Below are 8,249 nucleotides of genomic sequence, written 5' to 3'. Positions count from 1 at the left end.
AAACCTTCGTTGCCTCAACCTTTAGGAAAGTAGTATTTTTCTCATGACCTTTATAAGTCATAGTGACATTTGTTAACAAAGCATGTCCCCTCTTGAGATAGATGCCGTGCCCTCCTTTAAACTCCATTGATCCTTCGATCATTTGCACAGCACCCTTTGTAATAGTCATGCCAGTGTGAACATTCGTATAAGTTGGATTCACCAAAACAACTCTCCCCCCATTTGTAACATTTAAGGCCTGCCCATGACCACTTCCATCGATTTTTAAGCTTGCTGCCACCACCACGGCACTCTTTGGTGTAAATGTTTTCCTCGTTTTAGGATCAACTGCCTCTACAGCATTTGTAGTATCCTCTCCCGTGATTTTAATGAAATCAGCTGTAGTACTGTTCCCCTTATAAGTCATAGTAACCCCCATTAAAGCAACCCCACCCTGCCCGAGCAGAATCCCATGCTCTCCTTTAAACTCTATCTCACCTCCCTCCATTCTGACATCCCCCTCTGTAACAGTTATAGCCTTATCAACATTGGTAAAAGTTGTGCCTTTCATCAACACCTGCCCATACCCCAGCTCTATCCCCGTGCTCTTCTTATCACTAGGCCCTTTAATATTAACCCCATTTAACAAAGCATACCCGCTTATAAGATTAATGCCATGCGTTCCTTTAAAAGTAATGGACCCTTTGTCCATCACCAGCAACCCATATCCCGTCACATATGCCCCCATTCCAACCTGAGAAATATTCACCCCCCTCATCATGACTTTTCCTAAATTACTCACCCCTACCCCTGTGCCTGTAGCTGTAGCTTTGCTCGTATCACCTTGTCCTGTAATGCTAAAACCACTTAACACAGCCTGCCCCCCTGAAACACTGATACCATGCCCTCCTGTAAAGGTAATGGCTCCTCCCTCCATGCGCATAATACCTCCCCTCTCAACAGTCATACCACTTCTCACATTGGTAAAGTTTGTCTCTTTCAACCACACAGCTCCCCCATTTGCTACCTTGACACCCTGCCCCTTACCTCCATTTCCTGTGATTGTGACCTTTTCTGCCAGAACTTTTCCCCCGTCAACCTTGATGAAGTTTGGAGAAACAACATCAGCACCCTTAACCTTATTATCCTCCTTATAAGTCATATTGACCTTCCTTAAATCAACATACCCCTTTGTAAGACTGATGGCATGCTCTCCCTTAAAGGTAATCTCCCCTTCCAACATACGTACAACACTTCCCTCCTTAACAGTCATACCTTTATAGACACCCCTTACATTTGTCTTGTACAGATCAAGCATTCCCGCACTAACTTTGATGCCCTCTTGTCCTATTTCCTTTCCCTCGATATTGACCCCTCCTAAAAAAGCATACCCCTTTGTAAGACTGATACCGTACTCTCCTTTAAACTCTACCGACCCTTCAACCATGACCACAACCGCTTCTTCGATAGTCATACCTTTTGCGACATTCCTCAAATGCGTCTCTTTCAACCACATCGCTCCACCCGACATCACCACCCCCGTTTCAACCTTTGAAATCCCCACCTGTTTCATCACCATCTTTCCCCCCTCCACCCAAACCCCCGTCCCACCCCCCCTTCCCTCAATCGTCACGCCCGTCAAACTAGCACTTGTCACCGAACTGCCCACATATACTCCATACCCATCACTCCCCTTAAACTGAATCCTCGTCCCCTCTTTCATTATCAACGTCCCACCCCCCGTCATAGCTATCCCCCTCTCAACCTCTTTTATCTCCCCTCCTATCACCGTCAGATCCCCACTCTTTGCATATATCCCATCCCCCTTCCCATTTCCCTTAATCTCCACACCCGCCAAAGTAGTACTCTTCACCCCTCCCTCCACATACACCCCTATCCCATAATCATAACTTCCACTCCCCTCAAACTCAATCTTTGTCCCATCCTCCACCTTCAGCTCTCCACTTCCCTTCATACTTATCCCCACCTTCACCCCCGTAATCCTCGTCACCCCCTCCACCGTCAAGCTCTTACCCTCCACCCAAACCCCCATCCCCGACCCACTTCCCTTTCCCTTAATCTCCACATTCGTCAAAGTAGCCTTCTTCACCGAACTGCCCACCATCACCCCATAAGTCCCCTTAAACCCAATCTTCCCCCCCTCCACCATCAACGTCCCCGTCCCCTCCATCTGCACCCCCGTTGCAACCTCTGAAATATTCACCCCCTCCAACGTCACATTCCCGCTCCCCCCCTTCACCCAAACCCCCTTTCCACTCCCACTTCCCGTAATCGTCACACCCATCAAACTAGCACTTGTCACCGAACTCCCCACATACACCCCCTTCCCACTCCCCGCAAACCCAATCTCTCCCCCCTCCACCGTCAATGTCCCCCCATCCACCTCCACCCCCGTTCCAACATTTGAAATATCCACACTCGTCAACGTCACCTTCCCACTCTTCGCATATATCCCCGTCCCACTCCCATTTCCCACAATCATCCCCTCCCTCACCATCAACGTCCCACCCGTCATATATACCCCCGTTGCAAACTTTGAAATATTCACCCTCTCCAACGTCACATTAGCACCCCCCCCCACATATACCCCCTTGCTCCCACTTCCCTTTCCCGTAATCGTCAAACTCCCACCCTCCATCATCATCACCGTCCCCCCACTCACATACATCCCCGTCCCATTCTCCGTAACCTCAATCTTCGTCGTCCCCTCCATCACCACCGTCCCACCCTTCACATACATCCCCTTCCCACTCCCCGTAACATTAATCGTCGTCGTCCCATTCATCATCACCTGCCCCGACCCACTCACACTCACCCCCGACCCACTCCCCCCAACCTTAATCGTCGTCTTCCCCTCCACCATCAACGTCCCACCCGTCATATTTATCCCCGTTGCAAACTTTGAAATATTCACACTTGTCAACGTCACATTAGCCGTCCCCCCCTTCACCTCCACCCCCGTCCCCGTATTCCCATTTCCCGTAATCGATCCACCCATCATTTCCACATTCCCCCCCTCCACCTCCATCCCCTTCCCATTCCCCTTCACCGTCAAACTCCCACCCATCATCACCACCTTCCCCCCACTCACATTAAACCCCGTCCCACTCCCCCCAACCTCAATCTTCGACCCCCCATTCAACGTCAACGTCCCATTCGTCACCCTTGCCCCCGTTTCAAGCTGCATCAACTTCACCTTAGTCATTACCACCGTCCCACTCCCATTAATCAACACCCCCATCCCATTTCCCCCACTCCCCTTAATCGTCATATCCATCACATTAGCATTCCCCTCCACATCCATCCCCGTCCCACCCTGTTTAACCGTAATCGTCGCCCCCCCTCTTACATTAGCCGTCCCCGTCGCCCCCTTAACAACTATCCCCGTTGTCACTCCCGTAAAACTCTGCCCATCCATCCTCAACGTCCCCCCATTATTAATCACCACTTCCCCATTTACATTCCCACTAATCGGTCCCACCGTCACCCCATCATTCAACACAACCTTCCCATTATTACTCAACTCAATCACAGGACCTCCCCCTGTCAACACCCCAATCGTCCCCTGAAGCACCATAACAGAAGACCTTGGACCATCAACCACTATCCCCTTCTTCACCTCCGTAACATTAACACCCCCCACCAATGCCAACTTCCCTCCCTTTTCCACCTTAATCGCCGGATTATTATTCTTACCACTCTTATTCGTAACCGTCAGCTTACTCTTTATCCTAATCTTTGTCTCCCTCCCACTCTTATTGTACACCGTCACAGCAGCCTCATCACGAGAGTGCACACTCATATCTATATTTCGATTCGTACCACTCAGCTCACCCCATCCACCATCAACACTCCACCCACTCCCATCTGGCCTCGTCCCATCACACACAATGAGCCCCGACTCACTATCCTCACCACCAGCCACCCCCTTACAATTCTTTCCAGCATAAACTTTAGTCTGAGAAGTCATAAGAGCAAGACCAGCTAGAATAGCTGTCGATAACACACAGAAACAAACATGATGATTGAACACACGACGCATAACCATAACCCACTATGCTCTTGAAACCTTTCAGATTAAAAGAGAAAAACTATTCTTTAAAAAAAAGAAAATCAAAACAAAACCATACCTGAACGTCTCAAACCCCTAAACAAAATCCCCCTGAAGGTCTTCTATTCAAAACAAGAAAAAATAAACAAAACACTCACACACAATGCAAAAAAAACATACATGAAAGCATAAATAAGTCATAGTAACCCCCATTAAAGCAACCCCACCCTGCTTGAGAAGAATCCCGTGCTCTCCTGTAAATGTTATCTCGCCTCCCTCCATTCTGACATCCCCCTGTGTAACAGTCATAGCCTTATCAACATTGGTAAAAGTTGTGCCTTTCATCAACACCTGCCCATACCCCAGCTCTATCCCCGTGCTCTTTTTATCGCCAGACCCTGTAATATTAACCCCATTTAAAAAAGCATGTCCCCTTATAAGATTGATGCCATAGTCTCCTTTAAAAGTAATGGACCCTTTGTCCATCACCAGCAATCCACCCGTCATATATGCCCCCATTTCAACCCCTGAAATATTCACCTCCCTCATCATGACTTCTCCTAAGCTACTCACCACTACCCCTATACCTGTAGTTTTGCTCGTACCACCTGGTCCTGTAATGTTGAAATCACTTAACAAAGCCTGTCCCTTACTGAGATAGATACCGTAATCTCCTTTAAAAGTAATACCCCCTTTAAACATAAACACAGATCCCTCTGAGATACTCATACCACTTTTCACATTAGTAAAGTGCGTCTCTTTCAACCACACAGTTCCTCCATTTGCTACCTTGACACCCTGCCCCTTACCTCCATTTCCTGTGATTGTAAGGTTTTCTGCCAGAACTTTTCCCCCTTCAACCTTGATGAAGTTAGCATTAAGACCATCACTCTTATAAGTCATATTGACCCTCCTTAAAGCAGCATATCCCCCTATAAAACTGATACCATGCTCTCCCTTAAACTCTACTGATCCTCCCTCCATACGCACAACCCCCTCTTCGATAGTCATACCTTTTGCGACATTCCTCAAATGCGTCTCTTTCAACCACATCGCTCCATCCGACATCACCACCCCCGTTCCAACATTTGAAATATCCACCCTATCCATCACCATCTTTCCCCCCATCACCCAAACCCCCGTCCTATCCTCCACCCCACTCCCCCTTCCCGTAATCGTCACATCCGTCAAATCAGCCCTCACCCCTTCACCCACATATATCCCATACCCATACTTCCCCACAAACTCAATCCTTGTCTTATCCTTCACCTTCAACACCCCATACCCCGTCGCATATATCCCCGCCTTAACCCCCGTAATCCTCGTCCCCCCCTTCACCGTCACCTTCCCACCCTCCGCATACACCCCATACCCATCCCCCCTTCCCACAATCGTCACATCCGTCAACTCAGCCCTCACCCCTCCCTCCACATACACCCCATACCCATCACTTCCCATAAACTCAATCCTTGTGTTATCCTTCACCTTCAACACCCCATACCCACTCTTGTTTCCCTCAATCGTCACATCCGTCAAACTAGCACTTGTCACCGAACTGCCCACCATCACCCCATACTTCCCCGTAAACTGAATCGTCGTCCCCTCGTTTATCGTTAAGCTCCCACTTCTCATCTCCACCCCCGTTTCAACCTTTGAAATCCCCACCCCACTCACCGTCAGATTCCCCCCCATCGCATATACCCCCACCCCATTTACACTCCCCCTTCCCACAATCTTTGTCCCCGTCAAAGTAGCCCTTGTCACCCCTCCCTCCACCATCACCCCATAAGCCCCCGTAAACCTAATCGTCCCCTCCCTCACCGTCAAGCTCTTACCCCCCATCGCATATATCCCCATTCCAGCCTGTGAAATATTCACCCCAATCAACGTTCCATTTCCTGACATAGCTATCCCCCTCTCAACATTTGAAACATTCACCTTCGTCATCATCACCGTACCCCCCGTCATCAACACCCCATACCCACTCTTGTTTCCCACAATCGTCACATCCGTCAACTCAGCCCTCACCCCTTTCCCCACCATCACCCCATAATCCCCCATAAACTCAATCCTTGTCCCATCCTCCACCTTCAGCTCTCCACTTCCCATCGCATATATCCCCGTTTGTACCTGTGAAATATTCACCTTCGTCATCATCATCTTTTCCCCCTCCGCATACACCCCTATACCCTTATTCTCTCCACTGATCGTCACATCCGCCAAAGTAGCCTCTGTCACCGATTTCCCCACATATACCCCATAAGCCCCCGTAAACCGAATCTCCCCATTCTCCATCGTCAGTTTTCCACTCCCCGTCACCTCCACCCCTGTTTGTACCCCTGAAATATTCACCCTCTCCAACGTCAACGTCCCCGTGCTCCCCATCAACACCCCCGTCTTCCCCCTTCCCACAATCTTTGTCCCCGTCAAACTAGCACTTGTCACCCCTGCCCCCACACTCACCCCATAAGCCCCCATAAAATTAATCGTCCCCTCCCTCACCGTCAAACTCTCACCTGCCTCCATATATATCCCCGTTTCAACCTGTGAAATATTCACACTCGTCAACGTCACATTAGCACCCCCCGTCACATCCACCCCCGTCCCACTATTGTTTCCCACAATCATCCCCTCCCTCACCATCAACGTCCCACCCGTCATCTGCACCCCCTTTGCAAACCCTGAAATATTCACCCTCTCCAACGTCACATCAGCACTCCCCGACACCATCACCCCCGTCCCACTTCCCTTTCCCGTAATCGTCAAACTCCCACCCGTCATCATCACCATCGCACTCCCACCCACCTCCATCCCCTTCCCTCCTGCCCCAACCTCAATCTTCGTCTCCCCACTCATCGTCACCTCTCCCCCCGTCACATACATCCCTGTCCCCCCACTCCCCCCAACCTCAATCGTCGTCGTCCCCGTCACCGTCAACGTCCCATCCGTCACATTAAGCCCCATCCCAACCCCCGTAACATTAATCGTCGTCTTCCCCATCATCACCACATCCCCCCCACTCACACTCACCCCATTCCCCCCAACCCCCCCAACCTTAATCGTCGACCCCCCATTCAACGTCAACGTCCCCCCACTCACCCTTGCCCCCGTATCAACATCCTTCAACGTCACACCCATCATCGTCACTGTCGCATTCATCCCCGACACCTCCACCCCCGTCCCCGTATTCCCATTTCCCGTAATCGATCCACCCATCATCATCACCTTACCCCCCTTCACCTCCAACCCCGTCCCATTCCCCCCAACCGCAATCGTCGACTTCCCAATCATCTCCAACACCCCATTACTCACCCTTGCCCCCATTGCAACATCCTTCATCGTCACCTTAGTCATTACCACCGTCCCCCTCCCATTAATCAACACCCCCGCCCCCGTCCCTTTTCCCATAATCGTCATATCCACCACATTAGCATTAGCCGTCCCATCCACCTCCACCCCCGTCCCACTGTGCCCAACCTCAATCGTCGCCCCCCCTTTTACACTCGCATTCCCATTCCCCTTAATCTTCATCCCCATTTTGACATTCTTCATCGTCACCCCCTCCATCAACATCACCTTCCCCCCATCCTTCACCTCAATCAAAGAACCTCCTCCCCCATTCTTCACCCCAATCGTCCCCTTAACAACCGTAACAGAAGACCCCGACCCACTCACTTCTATCCCCTTCTGCACCCCTGTAACATCAACACCCCCCACCAACACCAGCTCCCCTTTATTATACACCTTAATCGCCGGATTATTATTCTTACCACTCTTATCCCTAACCGTCAGCTTACTCTTTATCATAATCTTTGCCCTCCCCCCACTCCCATTGTACACCGTCACAGCAACCTGACCAGAATGCACACTCATATCTATATTTCGATTCTCACCACTCAGCTCACCCCATCCACCATCAACACTCCACCCACTCCCATTTGTCGTCCCATCACACACAATTGGCTCCTTACCCTTATCCTGATTACCACCAGCCAACCCCTTACAATTCTGTGCCTGAGCATAGACTTTATTCTGAGAAGTCATAAGAGCAAGACCAGCTAGAATAGCTGTCGATAACACACACAAACAAACATGATGATTGAACACACGACGCATAACCATAACCCACTATGCTCTTGAAACCTTTCAGATTAAAAGAGAAAAACTATTCTTTAAAAAAAAGAAAATCAAAACAAAA

The 8,249-nt window shown here is 49.9% G+C and carries 2 protein-coding genes; both read right to left on the bottom strand.

All coding sequences use genetic code 11. The annotated features are described in order from the left end of the window. On the bottom strand, window positions 1-4,042 hold a 4,042-nt coding region (locus J7R05_RS06540), incomplete at its 3' end, for an autotransporter outer membrane beta-barrel domain-containing protein (protein ID WP_208541686.1). Window positions 4,043-4,177: 135 nt separating this feature from the next. Further along, entirely contained in the window at window positions 4,178-8,167 is a 3,990-nt protein-coding gene (locus J7R05_RS06535) for a right-handed parallel beta-helix repeat-containing protein (RefSeq protein ID WP_208541685.1), read from the bottom strand. Window positions 8,168-8,249 lie beyond the last annotated feature (82 nt).

Origin of the sequence: Bartonella capreoli, assembly GCF_902813205.1 — a bacterium.
Lineage (GTDB): Bacteria > Pseudomonadota > Alphaproteobacteria > Rhizobiales > Rhizobiaceae > Bartonella > Bartonella schoenbuchensis.
The sequence above is the reverse complement of the archived record's forward strand: the minus strand, read 5'-3'. Positions and strand labels throughout refer to the sequence as shown.

What these genes read in the sequence shown, in the direction of transcription:
- J7R05_RS06535 (WP_208541685.1), bottom strand. Translation starts at nt 8,167, where the DNA reads ATGCGTCGTGTGTTCAATCATCATGTTTGTTTGTGTGTGTTATCGACA.